Origin of the sequence: Nonomuraea sp. NEAU-A123 (assembly GCF_018603905.1) — a bacterium.
Classification (GTDB): domain Bacteria; phylum Actinomycetota; class Actinomycetes; order Streptosporangiales; family Streptosporangiaceae; genus Nonomuraea.
The window spans coordinates 432,032-453,993 of record NZ_JAHFZZ010000002.1 but is presented as its reverse complement, the minus strand read 5'-3'; the positions used below and the strand labels follow the sequence as shown (position 1 = coordinate 453,993).

The 21,962-nt window shown below is 70.2% G+C and carries 21 protein-coding genes; 12 read left to right on the top strand and 9 right to left on the bottom strand.

The genetic code is table 11. The annotated features are described in order from the left end of the window. Window positions 1-31: 31 nt before the first annotated feature. Entirely contained in the window at window positions 32-829 is a 798-nt protein-coding gene (locus tag KLK06_RS06230; RefSeq protein ID WP_214634328.1) for an SAM-dependent methyltransferase, read from the top strand. 12 nt (window positions 830-841) lie between these two features. Here KLK06_RS06230 and KLK06_RS06225 read toward each other — a convergent pair whose 3' ends face one another. Further along, the gene (locus KLK06_RS06225; RefSeq protein WP_250904947.1) at window positions 842-1,495 is read right to left on the bottom strand and encodes a GntR family transcriptional regulator; all 654 of its coding nucleotides are present in this window, start codon (window positions 1,493-1,495) and stop codon (window positions 842-844) included. 68 nt (window positions 1,496-1,563) lie between these two features. On the opposite strand from KLK06_RS06225, the gene KLK06_RS06220 reads away from it, so the two are divergent. The 4 genes from KLK06_RS06220 to KLK06_RS06205 are packed head-to-tail and all read left to right on the top strand — an operon-like array spanning window position 1,564 to window position 5,217. Continuing rightward, on the top strand, window positions 1,564-2,751 hold the full coding sequence (locus KLK06_RS06220; RefSeq protein ID WP_214634716.1) for a CaiB/BaiF CoA-transferase family protein: 1,188 nt from the start codon (window positions 1,564-1,566) through the stop codon (window positions 2,749-2,751). Continuing rightward, window positions 2,748-3,569: a CoA ester lyase gene (locus KLK06_RS06215; protein ID WP_214634327.1), complete on the top strand. Its 822-nt coding sequence runs from the start codon at window positions 2,748-2,750 to the stop codon at window positions 3,567-3,569. The genes KLK06_RS06220 and KLK06_RS06215 overlap by 4 nt, the downstream gene beginning before the upstream one ends. 56 nt (window positions 3,570-3,625) lie before the next feature. Next, on the top strand, window positions 3,626-4,963 hold the full coding sequence (locus KLK06_RS06210; RefSeq protein WP_214634326.1) for a TRAP transporter large permease subunit: 1,338 nt from the start codon (window positions 3,626-3,628) through the stop codon (window positions 4,961-4,963). Between the two features lie 17 nt (window positions 4,964-4,980). Beyond that, window positions 4,981-5,217, top strand: coding sequence for a hypothetical protein (locus KLK06_RS06205; RefSeq protein ID WP_214634325.1), 237 nt, complete (start codon window positions 4,981-4,983; stop codon window positions 5,215-5,217). On the opposite strand, the gene KLK06_RS06200 is transcribed toward KLK06_RS06205, so the two are convergent. Further along, entirely contained in the window at window positions 5,214-5,855 is a 642-nt protein-coding gene (locus KLK06_RS06200; RefSeq protein WP_250904945.1) for a TetR/AcrR family transcriptional regulator, read from the bottom strand. The two genes, KLK06_RS06205 and KLK06_RS06200, sit on opposite strands and share 4 nt — an antisense overlap. A gap of 178 nt (window positions 5,856-6,033) precedes the next feature. Here KLK06_RS06200 and KLK06_RS06195 point away from each other — a divergent pair, with 178 nt between their 5' ends. The 4 genes from KLK06_RS06195 (at window position 6,034) to KLK06_RS06180 (ending at window position 10,115) form a co-directional block, all read left to right on the top strand. Next, complete coding sequence (locus KLK06_RS06195; protein ID WP_214634324.1) at window positions 6,034-7,017, top strand: sugar ABC transporter substrate-binding protein; 984 nt, start codon at window positions 6,034-6,036, stop codon at window positions 7,015-7,017. Continuing rightward, window positions 7,014-8,057, top strand: a complete 1,044-nt coding sequence (locus KLK06_RS06190; protein WP_214634323.1) for an ABC transporter permease — start codon at window positions 7,014-7,016, stop codon at window positions 8,055-8,057. The genes KLK06_RS06195 and KLK06_RS06190 overlap by 4 nt, the downstream gene beginning before the upstream one ends. Then, window positions 8,054-8,809, top strand: a complete 756-nt coding sequence (locus KLK06_RS06185; protein WP_214634322.1) for an ATP-binding cassette domain-containing protein — start codon at window positions 8,054-8,056, stop codon at window positions 8,807-8,809. The genes KLK06_RS06190 and KLK06_RS06185 overlap by 4 nt, the downstream gene beginning before the upstream one ends. Before the next feature lie 319 nt (window positions 8,810-9,128). After that, a complete protein-coding gene (locus KLK06_RS06180; protein WP_214634321.1) occupies window positions 9,129-10,115 on the top strand; it encodes an alpha/beta fold hydrolase in 987 nt (328 codons plus the stop codon). 20 nt (window positions 10,116-10,135) lie between these two features. Here the strand turns inward: KLK06_RS06180 and KLK06_RS06175 are convergent, their stop codons facing one another. Then, window positions 10,136-12,859 carry a BTAD domain-containing putative transcriptional regulator gene (locus tag KLK06_RS06175; RefSeq protein WP_214634320.1) on the bottom strand — a complete coding sequence of 908 codons (2,724 nt, stop codon included), beginning with the start codon at window positions 12,857-12,859 and terminating at the stop codon, window positions 10,136-10,138. A gap of 81 nt (window positions 12,860-12,940) precedes the next feature. Here KLK06_RS06175 and KLK06_RS06170 point away from each other — a divergent pair, with 81 nt between their 5' ends. Further along, complete coding sequence (locus tag KLK06_RS06170; protein ID WP_214634319.1) at window positions 12,941-13,858, top strand: M23 family metallopeptidase; 918 nt, start codon at window positions 12,941-12,943, stop codon at window positions 13,856-13,858. Between the two features lie 100 nt (window positions 13,859-13,958). Here KLK06_RS06170 and KLK06_RS06165 read toward each other — a convergent pair whose 3' ends face one another. The 5 genes from KLK06_RS06165 to KLK06_RS06145 form a co-directional block, all read right to left on the bottom strand. Beyond that, window positions 13,959-14,720 carry an SDR family NAD(P)-dependent oxidoreductase gene (locus KLK06_RS06165; RefSeq protein WP_214634318.1) on the bottom strand — a complete coding sequence of 254 codons (762 nt, stop codon included), beginning with the start codon at window positions 14,718-14,720 and terminating at the stop codon, window positions 13,959-13,961. A 91-nt stretch (window positions 14,721-14,811) separates the two neighbouring features. Then, a complete protein-coding gene (locus tag KLK06_RS06160; RefSeq protein ID WP_214634317.1) occupies window positions 14,812-15,432 on the bottom strand; it encodes a maleylpyruvate isomerase N-terminal domain-containing protein in 621 nt (206 codons plus the stop codon). A gap of 42 nt (window positions 15,433-15,474) precedes the next feature. Beyond that, window positions 15,475-16,290 carry an alpha/beta fold hydrolase gene (locus tag KLK06_RS06155; protein ID WP_214634316.1) on the bottom strand — a complete coding sequence of 272 codons (816 nt, stop codon included), beginning with the start codon at window positions 16,288-16,290 and terminating at the stop codon, window positions 15,475-15,477. 138 nt (window positions 16,291-16,428) lie between these two features. Beyond that, on the bottom strand, window positions 16,429-17,631 hold the full coding sequence (locus KLK06_RS06150) for an NAD(P)/FAD-dependent oxidoreductase (RefSeq protein ID WP_214634315.1): 1,203 nt from the start codon (window positions 17,629-17,631) through the stop codon (window positions 16,429-16,431). Window positions 17,632-17,794: 163 nt separating this feature from the next. Then, window positions 17,795-18,775, bottom strand: a complete 981-nt coding sequence (locus KLK06_RS06145; RefSeq protein WP_214634314.1) for an Lrp/AsnC family transcriptional regulator — start codon at window positions 18,773-18,775, stop codon at window positions 17,795-17,797. Between the two features lie 178 nt (window positions 18,776-18,953). On the opposite strand from KLK06_RS06145, the gene KLK06_RS06140 reads away from it, so the two are divergent. Then, window positions 18,954-19,583 carry a hypothetical protein gene (locus tag KLK06_RS06140; protein ID WP_214634313.1) on the top strand — a complete coding sequence of 210 codons (630 nt, stop codon included), beginning with the start codon at window positions 18,954-18,956 and terminating at the stop codon, window positions 19,581-19,583. Window positions 19,584-19,621: 38 nt separating this feature from the next. Continuing rightward, window positions 19,622-20,059: a hypothetical protein gene (locus KLK06_RS06135; protein WP_214634312.1), complete on the top strand. Its 438-nt coding sequence runs from the start codon at window positions 19,622-19,624 to the stop codon at window positions 20,057-20,059. 150 nt (window positions 20,060-20,209) lie between these two features. On the opposite strand, the gene KLK06_RS06130 is transcribed toward KLK06_RS06135, so the two are convergent. Beyond that, on the bottom strand, window positions 20,210-21,949 hold the full coding sequence (locus KLK06_RS06130) for a GMC family oxidoreductase (RefSeq protein ID WP_214634311.1): 1,740 nt from the start codon (window positions 21,947-21,949) through the stop codon (window positions 20,210-20,212). Between the last annotated feature and the right edge of the window lie 13 nt (window positions 21,950-21,962).

Genomic DNA, 21,962 nt, shown 5'->3' with positions numbered 1-21,962 from the left:
AGGGGGACAAGTCACTCTCGACGGAGGCGACGTGGAGACCCACGGTGACAGCCCGGTCACGTCCTTGACGGCTGTCAGCACAGCCCGGATGTACGACGCCGCCCAGGGCGGCAAGCAGAACTTCGCCGCCGACCGTGCGGCGCTGCGCGCGGCGCGGCGGATCAGCGAGGACGCGGGCAACGCGCTCGTCGCCCACCACCAGCACGTGGGCCGGGTGGTCCGCCACCTGGCCAGGGCGGGCGCCGAGCAGTACGTGCTGGTCGGCACCGGGCTGCCCGGCCAGGGCCACGCCCATGAGGCCATCCACGCGATCTACCCGACGGCCCGGGTGGTCTACGCCGAGCGCGATCCGTACATGCTGGCGCACGCCGAGGCGATCACGGGCCGCGGCACCGACCGGGTCAGGATCGTCGGCTGCGATCTGTCGCGTCCGGCCGACCTGCTCGACGATCCGGTGGTGCGGACGTTCGTGGACTGGGAGCGGCCGGTGGTGGTGGGCGTGCTGTCCATGCACGAAATCCCGGCCGGCGACACCGCCCAGCTCGCCAGGCTGCTCAAGGTCATGGTCCCCGGCAGTCACCTGTGGCTGACCGTGATCAGCCTCGACGGCTACGACGACGCGGTACGCCGGGCGGTGGCGGTCAGCCATCGCGAGCTCGGCCTGGTCATGCACCTGCGTACCCGTGAGCAGGCGCTGGCCCTGTTCGACGGCCTCGAACTGCTGGATCCCGGGCTGGTCTGGGTGCCGCAGTGGCGTCCCGACGGCACCGAGGTCGAGATCGCTCCACCGCGTACGGGCTGGCTGGGGGGCGTGGCCAGGATCAGGTGAGCCGCACGTTCGTCAGTGCCCCTTGCGATAGTCGCCGGCCTGGCGGACATGCTCGATCATGATGCGCTCGGCCGCGACGCCGTCGGCGCCGTCGAGCGCGGTCAGGATGCCCTCGTGCGCGTCGAGCTGCATCCTGACCTGCTCGGCGTCGAGCCACAGCGACGCCTCGGCGGGCACGGGGAGGCTGTCGCGCACCGCCCTGGCGTGCTGGCCGAGGAAGGCCGGGCCGCCGATGTCGGCGATGCGCAGGTGGAAGAGCCTGCTCTGCTCGCCCAGCCGGTCGCTTCTGCCCTCCTCGGCGTCGCGGAGCATCGAGGTGTGCAGCTCGCGCAGCCCGGTCAGGTCGGCGGTGGTGATCCTGGAGGCGGCCAGGCGGGCGCCCAGGCCCTCGACGACGGCGCGCAGGCCGTAGTACTCCTCCAGCGCGTCGTCGCCCAGGTCGACCACGGTCGCGCCGTGATGGGCCTCGTAGCTGATCAGCCGGTCCTTCTCCAGCCTGCGTAGCGCCTCGCGGACCGGTGTGACCGATACGCCCAGCCTGCGGGCCACCGCCCCGGCGCGCAGGGCGGTGCCGCCGGGGATCCTGGCCGTGCGGATCTCGTCGAGCAGCACGCTGTAGACGTATTCGGCTTTGCTCATGGGCGGCCGCGGCTCGCTGGTCGGCATGTCCCTCAGTGTCCCGCAATCTAAGACGACGGTTGACCTATGAGATATTTCTTATAAGTTACATGTTTATGTCTCCCCTCGCCGACCTGCGGGTCATCGACGCCGCGACGTTGTTCGCCGGGCCATCCGCCGCGATGATGCTCGGTGACTTCGGCGCCGACGTGATCAAGATCGAGCATCCCCGCCGCGGTGACCCCTCACGCGGGCACGGCGCCTCGGTCGACGGGGTGGGCCTGTGGTGGAAGACGCTGTCGCGCAACAAGCGCGCCGCCGCCGTCGACCTGTCGCGCGCCGAAGGGCAGGAGATCCTGCGCCGCCTGGTCGAGCGCTCCGATGTCCTGGTCGAGAACTTCCGCCCCGGCACCCTGGAACGCTGGGGCCTGGCCCCTGGCGACCTCATGGACATCAACCCGCGCCTGATCGTGGCGCGGATGACCGGCTTCGGGCAGTTCGGCCCGATGGCCAAGCAGCCCGGCTTCGGCACGCTGGCCGAGGCGATGAGCGGATTCGCGGCCATGACCGGCCAGCCGGACGGCCCGCCCACGCTGCCGCCGCTCGCCCTGGCCGACGGCATCGCCGGGCTGGCCATGTCCTACGCCGTCATGGTCGCCCTGCGCGCCCGCGAGCAGAGCGGGCGCGGCCAGGTCATCGACATGGCCATCATCGAGCCGATCCTGGGCCTGCTCGGGCCGCAGATGAGCGCGTTCAAGGCGCTCGGCGTCGTGCCCCAGCGCACCGGCAACCGCTCCAGCAGCAACGCGCCGCGCAACACCTACCGCACCCGCGACGGCCGCTGGCTGGCCATCTCCACCAGCGCCCAGCCCATCGCCGAGCGCGTGGTCACCCTGGTCGGCCGGCCCGACCTGGTCGAGCAGCCCTGGTTCGCCAGCGGCCACGGCCGGGTCCAGCACGTCGACGAGCTCGACGAGGCCGTCGCCTCCTGGATCGCCGAACGCGACGCCGAAGAAGTCATCGCCCGCTTCGAGGAGGTCCAGGCGGCGATCGCCCCCATCTACGACGTCTCCGACATCGCCAAGGACCCGCAGTACGCGGCCCTGGACACCTTCATCGAGGTGCCGGACGAGGACCTGGGCGCGGTCACCATGCAGAACGTGCTGTTCCGCCTGTCCGATACGCCCGGCGCGGTCGCCTGGCCGGGCCGCCGCCTCGGCCGCGACACCGACCAGGTGCTCGGCGAGCTCGCCTACGGCCCCGAGGAGATCGCCCGGCTGCGCGAGGACGGGGTGATCGCATGAGCGTCCCCGTCACCTGGCTGTACGTCCCCGGCGACCGGCCCGAGCGCTTCGACAAGGCCGCCGCCTCCGGGGCCGACGTGGTCATCATCGACCTGGAGGACGCCGTCGTGCCCGCCCGCAAGGACGAGGCCAGGGCCAACGCCGCCGCCTACCTGGCGCGCCGTACCGGATCCGCCGCGGTGCACGTCCGGATCAACGACCTGGCGAGCGGGCGCGGCCGGGACGACCTCGACGCGCTGGGCGGCCTGCCGGGGCTCGACGCGGTCCGGCTGCCCAAGGTCGAGTCGACCCGGGTCCTGGACGGGCTGTCCGTCAAGGCGTACGCGCTGCTGGAGTCGGCGGCCGGGATCATCGCCGCCCACACCATCGCCGCCCATCCGGGCGTGGCGGGCGTCGCGCTCGGCGAGCAGGACCTGGCCGCCGAGCTGTCGATCACCGACGAGACGGCCATGAACCACCTGCGGCTCCAGGTGGTCCTGGCCGCCGCGGCCGCGGGCCTGCCGCCGGTGCCGATGTCGGTCTACCCCGATGTCCAGGACGAGGCGGGCCTGGCGGCCTCCTGCCGGGCCGGCCGCGCGCTCGGCCTGTTCGGCAGGACCGCCATCCATCCGCGCCAGATCCCGGTGATCAGACGGGCGTTCAGCCCCACGCGGGAGGAGACGGAGCGAGCCACCGAGATCGTCCAGGCCGCCGAGGAGGCCGAACGGGCCGGGACAGGTGCGGTCGCGCTGCCCGACGGACGCTTCGTCGACGCGCCGATCGTCGCCCGGGCCCGCCGTACGCTCGCCCTCGCCGAGCGCCTCGCGCCCGAGGACTGACCTCGCACTTCTCTCATTTTTTCCTGAACTACCCCCCCATCGGAGGCAATTTCGCCATGGGAAGCGCCATCTGGGCACTCCTCGCCTACATCGCCATCATCGTCGTCTGGAACGGCGTGCTGAAACGCAACATCGGTGAGGCGATGCTCATCGGGTTCCTCGGGGTGTGCCTGTTCGGCGGCACCGGATTCTTCGGCCTGGCCTGGGCGGGCATCTCCGACGCCCTGGCCGAGGAGGTCGTGTTCGCCGCCCTGGCCTTCGTGTTCATGGGCTACCTGCTGACGAAGCTGGGGTTGATCCAGGAGCAGGTGACGGTGCTCAACTCGATCTTCGGGCGGCTGCGCGGCGGCGCCGGATACGTCTCCACCTCGGCCGCGGCGCTGCTCGGCGGGCCCGCCGGCTCCGGGTCCGGCATCGCCGCCTCGGTGGGCTCGGTGACGATCCCGTGGATGACCAGATCCAACTGGCGGCCCGACCTGGGCGCCGCGCTGGTGGCGGGCAACGCCGGGCTGGGCATCTCGATCCCGCCGAGCTCGTCGATGTTCCTGCTGCTCGGCTCGGCCGCCGTGGCGCCCGTCCTGACGGCCGACCAGCTCTTCGTGCCCGCGTTCGTCGGCGGGCTGTGGACCGTGCTCTACCGCTTCATCGTCGTGTTCGTCTGGGTGCGGCGCCACCGCATCGAGGCCACCGACGCCGCCGACCTGATCCCGCTGCGGGCCGCCCTGCGCGCCGGGTGGGCGTCGTTGCTGGTGTACGCGGGCATCGCCGTGCCGGTCGTGCTGACGCTCGACTTCGGCGTCAAATGGATGGAGTCGCGGGTCGGCGAGGCCGCGGACGACATCAGCATCGTCGTCTGGATCCCCGTGCTGACCGTCCTGGCCACGCTGGCCGTCGCCTGGAAGCGGCTGCCGCGCACCGGGCGCGCCTGGAGTGAGCTGCTCGGCGACATGGCCCCGCGCTACGTGGTGATCGGCGCGACGCTGTTCTTCGCCTTCGCGGCCGCGGCCAGCCTGGGCGAGCTCGGCCTGGTCGACCAGCTCACCGCCATCATGAAAGAGCTGGACGCGCCGGCGGTCGTCATCGCCACGCTGGTCGGGCTGCTGATCGTGATCATCGCGGCGCCGCTGACCGGGACCGCGACGATCGCCGCCGTCGGCGGCGTGGCCTTCAGCGCGCTGACGGCGGCCGGCGTCGCGCCGGCCGCCGCGGCCACCGCCATCATGATCTTCGCCTCCACCGAGGGCGCCTCGCCCCCCGGCGCGGCCCCGATCTACATCGCCAGCGGCATCGCCGGCATCGACCCGGCCAGGATCTTCGGCCGGCTCATCATCTGGTTCGTCGTCCCCATCCTGGCCCTCGGCGTGCTGGTGGCGACCGGCGTGCTGCCGATCTGATCGAAAGGAACCTCGCAGTGGACACCCTCAAGCGCGCGACGATGACCCTTTTCAAGATCGGGCTGGTCGTGTTCCTGGCCCTCGGCATCGCGGTGGTGCTGGCCCAGGCCGCCGGCCTGGTCGCCGGTGACCCGGGGCTGGTCTCCGGCGCCGTGTCGAGCCTCGGGATGGCGATGACCGTGGCGGCCGGGGTCACCGGGCTGCTCGGCTTCGTGATGTCGTACCTGTTCCACTGGAAGGCGGGGGAGGACTAGGCCGAGCCGGGCGCCCAGCGGGCCCGCAGCTCGGCGTCCTCCGGCGGCGGGCCGGGCAGGGGCCGCTTGTCCGGCGGCAGCCGCAGCGAGTCGAGCACCAGCGCCAGGTAGCGGTGCCGGAGCTGGTCGGTGCGCCCGTGGTCACCCAGCTTGACCGAGGCGAGCTGCTCGAACAGCAACGCCACGTCCGACACCGTGATGTCCTGCCGGAGCACCCCCGCCCCGGACGCCTTGCCGTGCACCTGGATCGCCAGGTCACTGGCCCGCGTGGCGGCCTGATAGAGCTCCTCCGTCGGCTGGAACGTCCCGGCCAGCGCGATCGTGAGAGAGTGGGTGTCGGCGTCGACGATCTCCCGCATGTAGGTGGCGAAGGCCTCCCAGGGGTCGCCCTGGTCGGCCATCGCCTTCTCCGCGGCGGCGATGTACAACGTCAGCCCGTCGAAGCAGAGCTTCTGCAGCAGGGCCTCCTTGCTGGGATAACGCCGGTAGAGGGCGCTGATCCCGACGCCGGCCCGCTCGGCCACGGAGGCTATCGGGGCACCGGGATCGGCGGTGAACACCGCCCGTGCCGCCTGGAGGATCAACTCGTCGTTGCGGGCGGCCTGTGCCTTGCGGCCGCTCATCGGTACAGAGGTCATGCGCCCAGCATACGGGAACGGATAATTCCGTTCTACTAATCTGTGTGGGCGCGTGTGCGCCGATCTTACGTCCTGACATCACGGCGAAAAGATGATCAGCCCATTAGTCAGCATGTCTATACAAAGAGATGACATTGGGATACAACCAGGGCGAGCCCGTTGGTCTTGGAGGTGTCGGATGAGACGAATCCCGATCGTGGTGGCGTTGCTGGGCGCTCTGACGTTGAGCGGCTGCTCCTCGGCGCAGCAACCCGGCGCGCAGAGCAGTGCCCCTCCCGCCGGATCCGCGCCCGCCGCGGCCGGCGGCGGCACCTTCGCCGTCATCACCCACGCCGGACCCGGAGACTCCTTCTGGGACGTGGTCAAGAACGGCGCCGAGGCCGCCGGCAAGCAGTACGCCGCGAAGGTCACCTACCAGGGCGACGGCGACCCGGCCAAGCAGTCGCAGCTCATCGACCAGGCGGTGTCGGAGAAGGTCGACGGCCTCGTGGTGTCCATGGCCAACCCCGACGCGCTCAAGGAGTCCATCGGCAAGGCCGTCGCCGCCAAGATCCCCGTTGTGACGATCAACTCCGGCAGCGACTCCTCCAAGGCGTTCGGCGCCATCACCCATGTCGGTCAGTCCGAGGAGGTGGCCGGGCGCGGCGCGGGCGAGCAACTCAAGGCCGCCGGGGTCACCAAGCTGCTGTGCGTCATCCACGAGGCCGGCAATGTCGGCCTCGACCAGCGGTGCAAGGGCGCCGAGGCCACACTCGGCGGCACGGTCGAGCGGCTGCAGGTCGACGTGAGCAACCTGGCGGACGTGACCTCCAAGGTCACCGCCAAGCTCCAGTCCGACAAGCAGCTCAACGGCGTGCTCACGCTCAACCCGGCGGTCGCCGTCGCCGCCCGCGACGCCATCAAGGACGCCGGGACGCAGACCAAACTGGGCACGTTCGATCTGTCGGGCGACGTGGTGAGCGCGATCAAGGACGGGGACATCCTGTTCGCGGTGGACCAGCAGCAGTACCTTCAAGGCTACCTGCCGATCGTCTTCCTCTACCTGTACAAGAACAACCTCAACACCGTCGGCGGCGGCCTGCCGGTCAACACCGGCCCCGGCTTCGTGACCAAGGACAACGCCGAGCAGGTGGCGAAGCTGGCAGAAGCCGGCACCCGATGACCGTCGCCCCCACCGTCTCCTCCGACGAACGGATCAGCAAGGTCGGCCTGGCACGCCGGCTGCTGATCCGTCCGGAACTGGGCGCGGTCGTCGGCCTGATCGCGGTGTTCGTGTTCTTCGCCGCCCAGTCACCGGTGTTCCGCTCACCCGCCGGCATCGCGAACTGGCTCGACCCGGCCGCGACACTCGGCATCATGGCCGTCGCGATCGCGCTGCTGATGATCGGCGGCGAGTTCGACCTGTCGGCCGGCGTGCTGACCGGCACGACCGGGCTCATCCTGGTCACGCTCGCCACCCGCTACGGCTTCGACGTGTGGACGGCCATGCTCGCCGGGCTGGTCGTCGCACTGCTCATCGGACTCGCCAACGGGCTGATCGTCACCAGGACCCGGCTGCCCAGCTTCATCGTGACGCTCGGCACGTTCCTCATGCTGCAGGGCATCAACCTGGGCGTCACCAAGGCGCTGACCGGCACCGTGCAGGTCAGCGGCCTGCGCAGGGCCGCGGGCTACGAGACCGCCCGGACGATCTTCGCGGGCACCATCGAGATCGGCGGCACCTCCTTCCGCGTGGCGATCCTGTGGTGGGTGTTCGTCACCGCCGCGGCGACCTGGGTGCTCATGCGTTCCAGGGCGGGTAACTGGATCTTCGCGGTCGGTGGCAACGAGCAGGCGGCCCGCGCGGTCGGCGTGCCCGCCGCCCGTACCAAGATCGCGCTGTTCATGACGACCGCGGTCGCGGCCTGGCTGGTCGGCTCGATCCTGGCCCTGCGGTACACCTCCGTGCAGGCCAACATCGGCATCGGGCAGGAGTTCATCTACATCATCGCCGCCGTGATCGGCGGCTGCCTGCTCACGGGCGGGTACGGCTCGGCGATCGGCGCCGCCATCGGCGCGGTGATCTTCGGCATGGCCGACAAGGGCATCGTCTTCCTGGGCTGGGACGCCGACTGGTTCAAGTTCTTCCTCGGCGCGATGCTCCTGCTGGCCACCCTGGCCAACCGCCTGGTCCGGCGGTACGCCGAGGAGGTGAAGCATTGATCATCCAGACGCGCGACATCGGTAAGTCCTTCGGCTCGGTACTGGCGCTGCGCGAGGTGTCGATGAGCGTCGAGGCGGGCAAGGTCACCTGCGTCCTGGGCGACAACGGCGCCGGCAAGTCGACGCTCATCAAGATCCTCGCCGGGGTGCACCAGCACGACACCGGGTCGTTCCTCGTCGACGGCTCCGAGGTGCGCTTCGGCAGCCCCAGAGAGGCGTTGGATCGCGGCATCGCCACCGTCTACCAGGACCTGGCGATGATCCCCCTGATGTCGGTGTGGCGAAACTTCTTCCTCGGCTCCGAACCCCGCAAGGGCCTGGCCTTCGACGTGGCCACCGCCCGCCGGGTGGCCCGCGAGGAACTCCAGGCCATGGGCATCGACATCCGCGACGTCGACCAGCCCGTCGGCACGCTGTCCGGCGGCGAGCGGCAGTCGGTGGCGATCGCCAGGGCCGTCCACTTCGGCGCCCGGGTGCTCATCCTCGACGAGCCCACCTCGGCGCTGGGCGTCAAGCAGGCGGGCGTCGTCCTGCGCTACATCGCCAGGGCCCGCGACCGGGGGCTCGGCGTGGTGTTCATCACGCACAATCCACACCACGCTTATCCGGTGGGGGATCGGTTCCTGCTGCTCAACCGGGGGACGAGCCTGGGCGAGTACGGCAAGGGGGACATCACCCGGGAGGAACTGACCGGGCTGATGGCGGGGGGAGCGGAGCTGGAGCAGCTCTCGCATGAGCTGGACCGGGAGTGATCCAGGACGCCACCCCCCGTTCCGCCCGTACATCTCATTCATCACCATGAGGGGGACACGATCGCCGCGCGCCTGGACTTCATGCTCGAGAAGTTCCGCAAGAAGTAGGCCGGCCCGGCGCGAGGTTCCCCGGGGTCGCCACCACCTGGCCGGTCATGGCATCGTCCCTGGTAGCAGGCGTACGCTGAGAACTCGGCAGGCGCCGGTCCAGCTCTCTTGACGCGACATGGCGCCGGTGTCTCGGCGGGGTTGCGGCCTCTGACGACCGAGGCGCTTTACGAGCTGCCCGCGGCAGGGCGCGCCCCTAGGAAGGGCTCAGATGATTAACAGACGAGCATTCGGCAAAATTGCGGCCGCGGCCTTGCTCGGAAACTGGGTCAGTCTCTCCTCGGTGGCGATGAAGAACGCGTCCTTCGGTCCGCTCAAGCAGATCAACGCCGGCGTCCTGAATGTGGGCTACGCCGAAGCCGGTCCCGCCGATGGTCCCGCGGTCGTTCTTCTGCACGGCTGGCCCTATGACATTCACAGCTATGTCGACGTCGCGCCTTTGCTGGCGGCGAAGGGCTACCGGGTGATCGTCCCGTATCTGCGCGGCCATGGCACCACGCGTTTTCTGTCGAGCAAGACGTTCAGAAATGCCCAGCAGTCGGTGATCGCGCTCGATGTCATCGCTCTGCTGGACGCCCTCAAGATCGAGAAGGTGATCCTCGCCGGTTTCGACTGGGGATCGCGGACGGCGGACATCATCGCAGCGCTCTGGCCGGAGCGCTGCAAGGCCCTGGTCTCCGTGACCGGCTATCTGATCACCAACCGGGAGAACAACAGACGCCCGCTGCCGCCGAAGGCCGAGTGGGCCTGGTGGTATCAGTATTACTTCGCCACGGAGCGGGGCCGGCTCGGCCTTGAGGAGAACCGGCACGATTTGGCGAAGCTCGTCTGGAAGTTCAACTCCCCGACGTGGGATTTCGATGATGCCACCTTCGATCGCACCGCGGCGGCCTTCGAAAATCCGGACTACGTCAGCATCGTGATCGGTAATTACCGCTGGCGGCTGAGTCTGGCCAAGGGCGACCCGAGATACGACCGGCTCGAAAAGCGACTTGCCGAAGGCCCCGTCATCGCCGTGCCCACGATCACCCTCGACGGTGAGTCGGACCCCTTCACGCCCGCTGGGGATGGCGCGGCGTATCGCGGCAAGTTCTCCGGCGAGTACGCGCATCGGACTCTGCGCGGAATCGGGCACAACGTGCCGCAGGAAGCGCCGCAGGCCTTCGCCGAAGCCGTCATCGCCGTCGACGGCCTCTGACCGACCAGGAGAGGAGGGGGTCAGACGGCTTCCGCGGCGAGGGAACCCCTGAGCGCCACGGCCTCGCTCAGGTAGTCGCGGGCCAGCTCGGCCCTGCCCGCCGAGCGGTACAACTCGCCGAGGAGTTCGGCCGAAGACGCCTGCCCGCTGCGGTCGCCGAGCTGTTTGAAGACCGCCAGCGAACGTTCGAGACCCGTGGAGGCGGGGACGAGATCGCCGCGCGCGGCCTGGAGCCCCGCCAGCCGCTGCAGCGCGTAGGCGCCGCAGTGCGGGTCGCCGAGGCTTTCGAAGATCTCCAGCGCGCGCTCGACGTGGTGGCCACCGAGCTGGATGGACACGCAGCCCTCGCGGTGGACGTCGCCGAGCTCCTGGGCCAGGCGCAGCGCCTGCCCCAGCCAGCGCGCCGCCTGGACGGGGTCGCCGGACTTCAGCCAGACCCTGCCGATGGCCTGCCGGGTGAACGCCTCGCCGCTGAGATCGCCCATCGAGCCGAACATCGCCAGGGCCTGCCGGAAATGGGACAGCGCGACGGGGTGCCGGCCGCGGAACTGCGCGACGGCGCCGAGCCCGCAGACGGAGGTGGCCTCCGCCCTGGTGTCGCCGAACTCGCGGAAGGCCCTGCGGGCGCGGACGAACATCTCCTCCGACTCGGCATAGCGGTCCTGGTAGAGGCAGACCTGCGCGAGGCCGCGGAGCATGGCGGCCTCGCCGTAGGTGTCCCCCGCGACCCTGGCGGCCGCCAGCGCGGTGCGGTGGGTGCGCTGCCAGGTGTCGAGATGGCAGCGAAGATCGAGGTAGGGGACCATCGCGGCGGCCAATCCCCACGCCTGCTCCGCCATGCCGGCCGACGCGGCCAGGCTCACGGCGTCCTCCAGCGCCCCGTGTTCGACCTCGAACCAGGCCACCGGATCGGCGGTGAGCCGGTCGAGGGTGCCGCGCGGCAGCAACCAGCGTTCCGCGGCGGCCGAGCTGAGGGTGAACACCGTGGTGGGCAGCTTGGCGGTGGCCAGCTCGGTGGTCGCGGTCCATCCGGCGACCACCCTGGCGAGCGCGGCGGGATCGGGATCCTGTTCGAGCGCGTGACAGCGGACCAGGTCGGGCAGCTGGTAGCGCGGCTGGCCGAGCCGGTCGGTGCCGACCAGCCGTAACAGGTCGGCCTCCAGCAGGGCGTCGGTGACGTCGTCCGCGCGATGCCGGTCGAGCACGGCGTCGACCACCCAGCCGGGCATCGGCGCGCCGCTCAGCCTGCCGAGGGTGTGCAGGGCCCGGGCGGCCTCGCCCGGCAGGCCCCGGTAGCTGTGGTCGAGTCCCGTACGCACGTCGAGGTCGCCGATGCGCAGCTCGCCGATCCTGCGGGACTCGTCCATGAGCCGGCTCTGGAACACCGCGAGCGGCCAGCCGGGCCGCGCCGCCAGCCGGGCCCCGGCGATCCGTACGGCCAGCGGCACGAACCCGCACGCCCGCACGATCGCCGCGGCCGCCTCCGGCTCCCGTGCCGTCCTCGCCTCGCCGATGATCCCGCGCAGCAGGTCCTCGGCCTCGTACCTCGACAGTGGCTTCAGCTGGATCTGGAGCGCGCCGGGCAGCGAGGTGAGCTTCGTCCTGCTGGTCACGATCACCGACGGCCCGCGGCCCGGCAGCAGGGGCCGTACCTGCGAGGCGTCCATGGCGTCGTCGAGCACCACGAGCATCGGGCGGTCGGCCAGGATCGAGCGGTACAAAGCCGAGCGTTCGGCGGGGGAGGAGGGGATCGAGGTCGCGCCCATCGCCCTGAGCGCCTGGGCGAGCAGGTCGGCGGGGTCGTTGGCGGCCAGGCTGAGGAACAGCTGTCCCGCGGGGCACCTGTCGGCGAGGGCGTAGGCGTTGTGGACGGCCAGCGCGCTCTTGCCCGACCCTGGCGGACCCGAGATCACCGCGAGGGAGAATGGGCCCGTAAGCGCCACCGACTCGTTGACGCGGCCCACGAAGTCGGGCACGTCAGGGGGGAGCTGTTTGGGGACGGGCGCGACCGCCTCGGTCACCCGGACCGTGCCCGCGACCACGACGGGCGGCGGGCCGCCGTCCAGCACCCTGGCCTGCGCCTCGCGTAGTCCCGCTCCCGGCTCCACGCCCAGTTCGGTGATCAGTTGCCGCCTGATCGTGGTGTAGCAGGCCAGCGCCTCCGCCTGCCGGCCGCTCCAGTGCAGGGCGAGCATGAGCTGCCCCCACAGGTCCTCGCGGAAGGGATGTTCCGCGCACAGGGGGCGCAGCAGGGCGACCGCCTCGCCGTACTCTCCCTGTTCGAGGCGGGCGGCGATCAGCTCGCGGGCGGCGGCCAGCCGTACCTCGTGAAGGAGGACGAGCCTGCGCGTCCACAGCGGGTGCTCCGGCAGGTCGGACAGCGGCGCGCCGCGCCACAGCGCGAGCGCGGCGGCCAGCGCGTCGGGGTCGCGGCGAGCCACCAGACCCTCGAACCGCAGCAGATCGAGGTCCTGTGGGGCGACCTCGATCAGGTAGCCGGCGCCCTCGGCGCGGATGCGCGCGCCGAGAGAGGAGCGCAGGGAACTGGCGTAGGTGCGCAGGTTCGCCTGCGCCGAGCGGGGCGGGCGTTCCCACAGCACTTCGGCCAGCAGGTCCGCGCTGACGAGGTGGTTGGCGTCGAGAAGCAGCGTGGCCAGCAGCATGCGCGGCTTCCTGCCGGAGATGCGCAGTGGCCGCCCTCCGGCCCGCGCCTCCAGCGAGCCGAACACCTGGAAGGACACCATGGCAGCCTTCTGTATGTTTTTTGTATGGATCATTCCCACTCTGGGCCCTAACAAGACACATTCGGTGCAGAAGGGGTCCCTGTGAAAATCGGAGCAATCGCGATCGCCGGTTTAGCCCTGTTCTTGAGCGTCGCCGCCGCCGACCCAGGCGACGAGGGCGGCGACCCGCCCAACCAGGTGACGGCGGACGTGAGCGTCACGGCCACCAACTTCCAACTGCCCTTCCCCTGCGGACAGAGCTGGACCGGCAACTCCAGCGCGAGCAGCGCCCACGTGTCGTGGGAGATCGACTTCAACAGGGGCAGCACGGCCGACGCCGACCTCGGCGACCCCGTGGTGGCCGCCGCGGCGGGCACGGTGGTCATCTCCGCCCACCAGGGCTCCACCAACGGCTACGGCAACCTCGTCAAGATCGACCACGGTGGCGGCTGGGCGACCTACTACGCGCACCTGAACGTCCGCTCGGTCAGCGAGGGCCAGACCGTCGCCCAGGGACAGAAGATCGGCACCGTCGGCAACACCAGCAAACCCGGCAACGCCATCTCACCCCACCTCCACTACGAGGTACGGCTCGGCAGCGACTATCCGTCCAACATCCAGAAGGCCGTCTTCAACGGTACGACCTACGGCTACCCCATCCAGACGCTGACCTCCAAGAACTGCGGTAACACCACCAACCCGTACACCCCGCAGGAAGTCTGCGGCGACGGCTACAGCGTGATCGACTCGGTGGCCCTCGGCACCTCGGGCAAGGTCTACCTGCTCTACAACAGCTCCACCGGCTACAACTGCGTCACCACGCTGAAGAGCACCTCCCTGGGCACCGCCACGGCGACGACCGCCTACCTGGAAGTGCAGGGAAGCAGCAGGATCACCGATACGGGCAACTTCTCCTACTACGCGGGGCCGGTGCGGGCCTCGGCGGCGGACAAGTGTGTGAAGTGGGGCGGTAAGGCAGGCTCCTCCACCTACGACAGCGGCTTCGAACACTGCGACTGATCAGTCGAGCGTCGGACAGGGCTTCCACGGCGCGGTGGGGGCCCTGTTCAGCGTCCACATTCGTGGTAAGTAATCTACAAAGTAAAGGCGCTCGGCCGGGTCAGTGCACGAAAAAGCCACCATCGACGAACAGCATCTGTCCGGTGACAAACGCGGAGGCGGCACCGGCCAGAAACACCGCGGCACCGGCGAAATCGTCCGGCACGCCGTTACGGCCGACCATGTGACGGGCGGCGAGCGCCTCGACCCGGCCGGGGATGGCCTGGGCCGGCTCGGTCAGCGGTGTCAGCACGAAGCCGGGGATGATCGTGTTGACGCACACGCCCTGGCGTGACCAGGCTTCGGCCTGCGATCGGGTGAGTCCGGCGATGCCTGCCTTGGCCGCGCCGTACACCCCGCTGTTGCCGAAGGCGCTGACGGTCTGCTGGGAGCCCACGTTGATGATCCGTCCCCAGCCCCGTTCGGCCATGCGCGGGCCGAAGTGCTGGCCGAACAGGTAGGGGGCGGTCAGGTTGACGGCGATGGTCTGCTCGTAGTCGTCGTCGGTGAGCTCGCCCATGGGCTTGCGGATGTTGTTGGCGGCGTCGTTGACCAGGATGTCGATCCGGCCGGCGCCGGCGCAGACCCGTTCGACCGCGGCGCGGTCACCGAGGTCGGCGCTGATGCGGGAGGCCGTCACGCCGTGCTGACCCAACTGGTGTACGGCCTTGTCGAGCTCGGCCTCCCGGCGAGCCACGATCACGACCTCGGCGCCGGCCCGGCCGATCGCTTCGGCCATGGCGTAACCGATGCCGGAACTTCCGCCTGTCACCAGGGCTCGCCGGCCGTCCAGGGAGAACAACTCGCGCAGGTAGTCAGACACGAACCGTCAAATTAGCATCCCGGGTGAGGCCGTTCGCGGCGGGGCTTGGTCGTAACGGCAGGCCGGCTGACTCCTTCCAGGTCGTCGAGGGCTAACCCAGCAGCGGGAACCTCTCGTCGTCTGAGGACAGCCGTCCCGTAGCCGTCAGGACGTAGGTGGGCAGATCCAGCTGGGACGGCCGGGCCGTACCGAGCAGGCCGTCGAGCGTCTCGCCCGCGAGTTCCAGCGCCTCCGGCGCGGGCGGGTGATCCGCCTGGAGGTCGAGGTGGTGGATGGCGGCCTCGGTGGCCAGGGTGGCCAGGAAGTCGGGGACGGCGAGCACATGGCCTTGAGTCGCGACGAACCCGGCGGGGTCGGCGGCCAGCGCCGCCCGCACCGCCGCGGGGGCGGTGTCCTGCCAGACCCGCACGACGCCGGAAGGCCGCGTGAAGGCGGACGCGGATCTACGCACCCACCAGGCGTGGCCGTCCGCACCGTCCACGCCCGGCTTGAAAGGGGCCCAGTAGGTCACGTAGTCGACGTCGGGCGGCCCGTCCGCGGGGGTGGCGAGGGTGACGAGTGCGCGCTGGGCGTCGCAGAGCACGTGGAAGAGCAGGTCGACGGCGGCCCATCCGGCGCACCTGGTGGGCTGGAGCAGGTCGATCCCGCTCACCGCCGCCGTGAACTCCCGATAAGCGGCGGCGAAGGCGGTGCGGGCGCGGTCGATGTCCATGGGTCAATCTTGCGCGAGCGTGCGGCGATCGCATGCGGTGCCTCAGCCGGTGGTGAGCCAGGTGCGGATTTCGTTCATGAGCGGGACGGGCGCGTCGTGGTGGACCAGGTGACCGGCGGCGTCGATCAGCGAGAGTTCGGCGGCGGGGATCAGGCTCTGCAGGCGTCGGGCGGTATCGGTGGGGATCCACGTGTCGTGGGAGCCCCACAGGATCCTTACCGGGATGCTGACGCGGCCCAATTGTTCTTCGTTCTCTTCGAGGAAGCGCTCGTCGTAGTGGGCGATCTGCCGGTAGAAGGCGGGCTGGCCTTCCTCCCCCGTCCACGGATGCACGAGGGCGTCGAGATCGTCGTCGCGTAGGCCGCGGTGGCTCGCGCCCTGAATGTAGGCACGCACGATGGCGGTGTGGATGTAGGCCGGTAGCTGTGCCAGGACGTCAGGATGGTCTTGCACGAACGTGAAGAAGGGCGAGCCGCTGGGCGGGATGGCCACCACGTCGACGAGCATGAGCGAGGCGTAATCGACGCCCAGGGTCAGGTGCGTGCGCAGGGATACGGCACCGCCGAAGTCGTGGGCGATCACGTGTGGCCGGTCCAACCCCCAGTGCGTGAGCAGCGCCGCGAACGCGTCGGCCTGCGCGCCGAAATCCACGGGATGCTCGGCCTGCTTGGAGGAACGGCCATATCCGGGCATGTCCCACAGGTAGACGGTGAAGTCGCTGCTCAAGGCCTCCGCGAACGGCTGCCACAACACCGACGAGAACGGCGTGCCATGACAGAACACCACGGCCGGCCCCGCCCCCGCGCGTCCCCAGGCAATCTGCCTTCCACGCCACGTGAATCGCTCCGTCAACTCCATGACTGGCAATGTTAGTAAGTCGTGCCCAGTTTGCGGCGGCCGGTCTTAGGCCCAGCAATCAGGCCGAACGGGCGCCGGCCATCGCCATGCTCGCGGCCACGAGGCTGACCATGGGTGGTGGTGTGACGGGTCCCGGGTTCATGCCGTGGGGAGCGGGTTCTGGCCGAGGAAGCGGTGGCCGTTGTCGGCGGAGGCACGTACCGCGGCGAACCCGTAGTCGATCGTGGCCGTCTCGTAGTCGCGCAGCGCCGTCACGAGCGGGCGTCCGTGTGCCGCCTTGTTCAGGGCGTCCGCCAGCGTGGCCGCGTCCCGCAGCGCGGTGTTGGCGCCTACCCCGCCCGCCGGGCTCATCGCGTGGATGGCGTCACCCAGCAGGGTGACGGCGGTGGTGGGCCATGCCTCGATGGGGACGCTGGTACGCAGTACGGCGGGGAAGATGCTGGCCGGATCCCATTCCTGCACGATGCGCCGGACGCGGGGATGCCAGCTGTCGATCAGGTCCAGCACCATCGCGCGGAGTTCGGCGCCGGTCATGCGGTGGAGTTCGTCGTCGGTGCGGGGGAGGTGCTCACCGCGGATGCCGAAGCTGCAGGTCATGTAGTCCTGAACGGCGCGGAGCCGGACGGCGGGGGCGTGCCGGAGGACGGCCTGGTGTATCGGCTCTGGGAACTCCACCGGTGCCACCCCGATGAATGCGTTGCGGGGGCCGACGATCGCGGTGAAGACGTTGAACATGTCGTCGCTGAACAGCTCCCGGGTCTGGTCGTTCAGCGGGATCTTGCCGTAGAGCTGGCGCAGGCCGGTGTCGACGACACGGGCGTGGGGGAGGAGCTGACGGCGGATGACGGAGTTCACGCCGTCGGCGGCCACGAGCACGTCGCCGGTCACGGTGCTGCCGTCGGCGAAGTGGGCGGTGATGCGGCTGTTCGTGGTGGCGACGGCGTCGGTGGGGGTGGTTTCGAAGCCGGTGCATGTCTTGCCGAAGGTGACGATGTCGTCCAGCCCGGACAGCAGGATCTGGCGTAGCGTCAGCCGGTCGACCGCCAGGGGTGCGGGTCCGGGCTCCGCTTCGGCCGTCCATCGCGGGACGAGTTGCTCGTCGAGGAAGACCGAGCGGGGGCCGGGTGTCCCGGCGGTGGCCAGGAACAGCCGCCACAGCCGTGGTGGAAGGGCGTGTTCGAGGGCGCGACGGCCGTCGGCGTTGATATGGAGACGGTAGCCCTGGTCACGGAAGACGGGTGTCGGGTCCTGCTCGTGTACGGAGACGCTGATGCCGTCCTGGCGCAGCCGCTGGGCCAGGCACAGGCCGCCGAGACCGGCGCCGATGACGATCACATGCATGGTGGTGGATCCCTTCTGGTCGTCGGCAACTGTCGGCGCTTGACGTGGGTGAAGGCGAGCCAGGCGCGGCGATGCGGCGATTTCCGGCACGAGGGGCGGTGGTGGAGACGGAATCCGATGGGCGGCTCTGGGCGTGGCACGTCAAGGCGGTCGGCGCCTTACGTCACGTGGGCAGGATGGCGCCGGCTCGCTTGACGGTCCGGATCAGGGGTGCCGTCTCGACGTGCCGTACGGCCTTCAGCGATCCGATGCGCTCGGTCAGGTACCGGTACAGATCGTGGGAATCCCGGCAGGTGACGCCGGCGAAGAGGTTGGCGGGACCCGTCGTGGCGGCGGCCACAGTGACCTCCGGGTGCCGGGCCAGAGCCTCGCCCACGGCGGCGAGCTTGGCGGGCTTCACGGACATCCACAGCCAGGCCTCGGCGTGGAAGCCGAGGGGTTCGGGTGGGATGTCGACGTCGAAGTAGAGGATCCCGGCCTGCCGCAGGTGCGCCATGCGCCGCCGTACGGTCGACTCCGACCAGCCGGTGATCACGGCCAGGTCGGTGTGGGGGGTGCGCCCGTCCTTCGACAGGCTCTCCAGTAGCGCGTGGTCCGCTGCGTCGAGCTGGATGGTTTCGTCGAGGACGACCGGGTCGGCGGGGGGTGGAGGCTGGAGTGCGGCTGCCTGCTCGGCCGACAGTGCCCGCAGGCCCGCCCAGCCCGCCGGCCCGCCGGCGAACCTGTGCAGCATGCGGTGCGCGGTGACGCCCACCACCTGTCGGCTGCGGGGGAGTTTCTCCAGGAGGAGCACGTCGCGTTCGGCGGGTGTCCGGGCCAGGGTGCCGCAGGCGATCTCGGTGCCGCCGGAGAGCAGGCTCACCCAGGCGGTGTCGTTACGGCGGGCCAGGGCGGCGGCGACCGCGCTTCCGGCGTCCGGGGTGCAGCGCAGGCGGATCGCCCACGATACGTAGTCGAGCCGGAACCCGTCGACCACGCCGACGACGCGGAGTATCCCGGCCGAACGCAGCCGCCGGTAGCGGCGGGCGATCGTGTTCTCGGAGACGCCGAGCACGTCGCCGATCTTGCTGAAGGGCGCTCGGCCGTCGATCTGGAGCGCGTGTACCAGGCAGCGGTCCAGGCGGTCCAGCGTGACGGTTTCCATCTGGGTAAGGTATCTCTGTGCCGGTTAAGGGCATGCTGATGGCCCGTGCGGGTGGGATTCGTAGCGGGCGCCTCTGTGGCGGAGGCGAGTGCTATCGCCTGCTGGGCAGCGGGGTGGCGTCAAAGGTGAGCAGCGCTTCGAGCTTGCACTGACGCCATTATGGCGCCATAGTGATGTCATGGATCTCGCGCCGTACGTCGACAATCTGCGCCGCGAACTCGCGGTCGCCGCCGAAGCGGGCGGCGACGATGCGCGCGCGCTCGCCGAGCGCCTCACCTCGCCGCTGGAGTCGGCCACGCGGCTCGTCCTGCTGGAGGCGTTGTCCGCCGCCGCTGACGAGATTACCCGTGAGCTCGCACCGGGATCGGTCGATGTGCGGCTGCGCGGACGCGACCCCTCCTTCGTCGTGACACCGCCGCCCACGGACCGCTCGCTGGATGACGAGAGCGAGGGCGGTTTTGACGCGCTGCCGGGTGGGGCGGCCGGCCGGCGGTGGTCGGGTTCGGGTGCCTCACCCGGCTCGGGAAGTCCAGCGGGACGCGGGGCTCCGGGGGCCTCGGGGACGCCCTCGGTTTCGACGGCGGTGCCGCAGGACGGTGAGGAGGGTGGCACGTCGCGGATCTCGCTGCGTGTCCCCGAGCAGCTCAAGCCGCGTATCGAGGAGGCGGCCAGCCGCGAAGGGCTCTCCGTCAACGCCTGGCTCGTCCGGGCCGTCTCCGCCGCGCTCCAGCCAGAGGGTGCGGGCGGCCGTTCAGGGTGGCGCGAGGATCCGAAGGGGGGCCGGCGCTACACCGGCTGGGTTCGCTAGCGCGCCAGGCGAAGGCTTCGCGTCCGGCGCGCCAACTTTTGCTGCTCATCGACGGAGCCAATGCCCGCGTCGTGGTGGATGGGGATCGGTCGGCGATGCTGCGGGCCAAGGCCGCAGCCTCCCGCAAAAGCGACATGCCCGAATACTTCGATGCCAAGGTCGAGGTCGTGAACGCCAAGCAGGCCGACAGGCTGGCGAAACTGCCCGGGGTCGGCTCGGTCTATGCGTGGAGAACGGACTTCTGGATCGGCAAGGCCCACGCGCAGGTCAGTCTCTGTGCTCCTCGGAATGACCCGGGGCCTGCCAGGGCCGGGATCGGACCACGAACCTTGAGCGTGAGGACCATCGCGTCGTTCACCGGTGGGAGCTTCCGCCTCGTACTGGCCGACCCGTCCAACCTCACTTCGATCACCGCCGCGCTCAAAGGGCTTTCCGGGATGAAGGGAGTTTCGCGGCTGATGCATACGCCGGGGTGAAGGTTGTTCGTCCTCCGGCTTCGCCTGTGGGCGACTCACGGTAGACGCGTGGTACCGAAACTCGCCGACTGTCAGGTGGAGCCAATCCCCGTCGACAAAGTCACGTAGGCGTACGTGGCCACGTTCGGCTGAACGGAGATGCCGATGCCGTCAGATCAGTGCGCGTACAAGGTGCTCGGCGAGAGCGACGACGGGAAGGTTCGTTGTGGCCCGGGGGATCACCGGGATGATCGAGGCGTCGATGACCCAGAGGTTGTCGGTGCCGTACAGCCGCCCGGAGGTGTCGACGACGGCTCCCGCGTCCGGGTCCGTGCCGATCGCGCACGTGCCGACGGGGTGCCAGTAGTGGGCGGCGGCGGCGCGCATCGCGGCCTCGCCCGCTCGCGGGGCCGCGGTGAGCCCTTCGCGCGGGGCCGCGCTGAATCCGTCTTGTGGGGTCGCGGTGGATTCGTCTCGCCGGTCCGCGATGAATGCTGCGGTGAACTCGTCGAGGGGGCGCCCCAGGAGCGGGGCCAGCGCCGGTGAGGCGGCCATGCGCCGGCACAGGTCGATGCCGTACCGCAACACCGCCAGATCACTCCCTTCGGGGTCGGTCAGGTAGGCGTGGTCGACGATCGGTCTGGCTCCGGGGTCGGGAGATGTCAGCCGCAGGGCGCCCCGGGATCGTGGTGTGAGGCAGGCAGCGGGCAACACGCAGGTCCAGCCTCCGGATTCTCTGCCGGTCCACGGAAGGAGATGCAGGTCGTACGGTGCCCGGCCGCCGGGGGACAATGCCTTGCCGATCACCTGCTCGTCCGGGACCGCCGCTCGCTCGCGCTCGTGGTCGGAGAGTCGTCGCACCAGCTCGTCGCTCGCGGCGTACCGCAGCTCCAGGGTGGGGTGGTCGTGCAGATTGCGGCCGACGCCGGGTAGGTCGAGGAGGGGTTCCACGCCGAGGGCGGCCAGCTCGCCGGCCGGTCCGATGCCGCTGCGCAGCAGGACTTCGGGGCTGCCGTACGCGCCGCCGCACAGGACGAAGCGGTCGGCCTCCACGGTGAGCCGCTCCCGCCCGCGCCGCACGTGCGCGCGGCGGATCACCGAGCCGTGCAGTTCGAGGCGCTCGACCAGCGCGTGGTCAATCACGCGAAGCCGCGCGTCGCCGCGCCCCGAGTCCAGGACGCCGCGCTCCAGGCCCAAGGAGCCCCGCTCCAGGCCCAAGGAGTCGCGTCCCGAGCCCAGGGCGCCGTGCTTCGGGCCCAAGGAGCCCTGTGCAGGATCCAGGGCACCGTGCCCCCGGCCGAGGTAGCCCCGAACCGGGTCCAGGTAGGCGAACGCGCTGTTCCAGCGGACGCCGTCAGGGTTGTTGACCGGCGACGGGCCGCAGCCGGCGCCTCCGAACAGGTCGTCCAGGTCATCCGTGCGCGGCACACCGGACAGGATCATGGCTTCCATCGCCGCGGCCTGGAACGGGGTGAGCTCGTCGTCAAAGTCCTGGCGGACGCGGAGCCTGGCCGCGCCCTGCCTCATCAGCTCGGAGATCGACGCGTCGGTCCAGGACAGCCCCCATGACCGGTAGTCGGCGGCGTGGCCGACGGTCTGGGAGCAGCCGTTGTGGGATGAGCAGCCGCCGATGACGCGGGCGCGATCGAGCGGCAGGTCGCGTTCGGGGAGGGCGCCGGGGCCCCGGTATCCCCAGTCGTGGGTCTCCGGCAGCGTGGAGCTGTCGAGCAGTTCGCGGGGCCAGCGCCCGGCGGCGAACGGCCCGTAGTCCGGTCCGGCCTCCACGACCACCACGGACAGGGAGGTGGTCTCGATCAGGCGCCCGGCGACGACCGCCCCGGCGGTGCCGCCGCCGAGAACGGCGATGTCCGCGCGAACGCGCTGGTCTAAGTCGTTTCCAACGCTTACCATGGAGCAAGTTTAA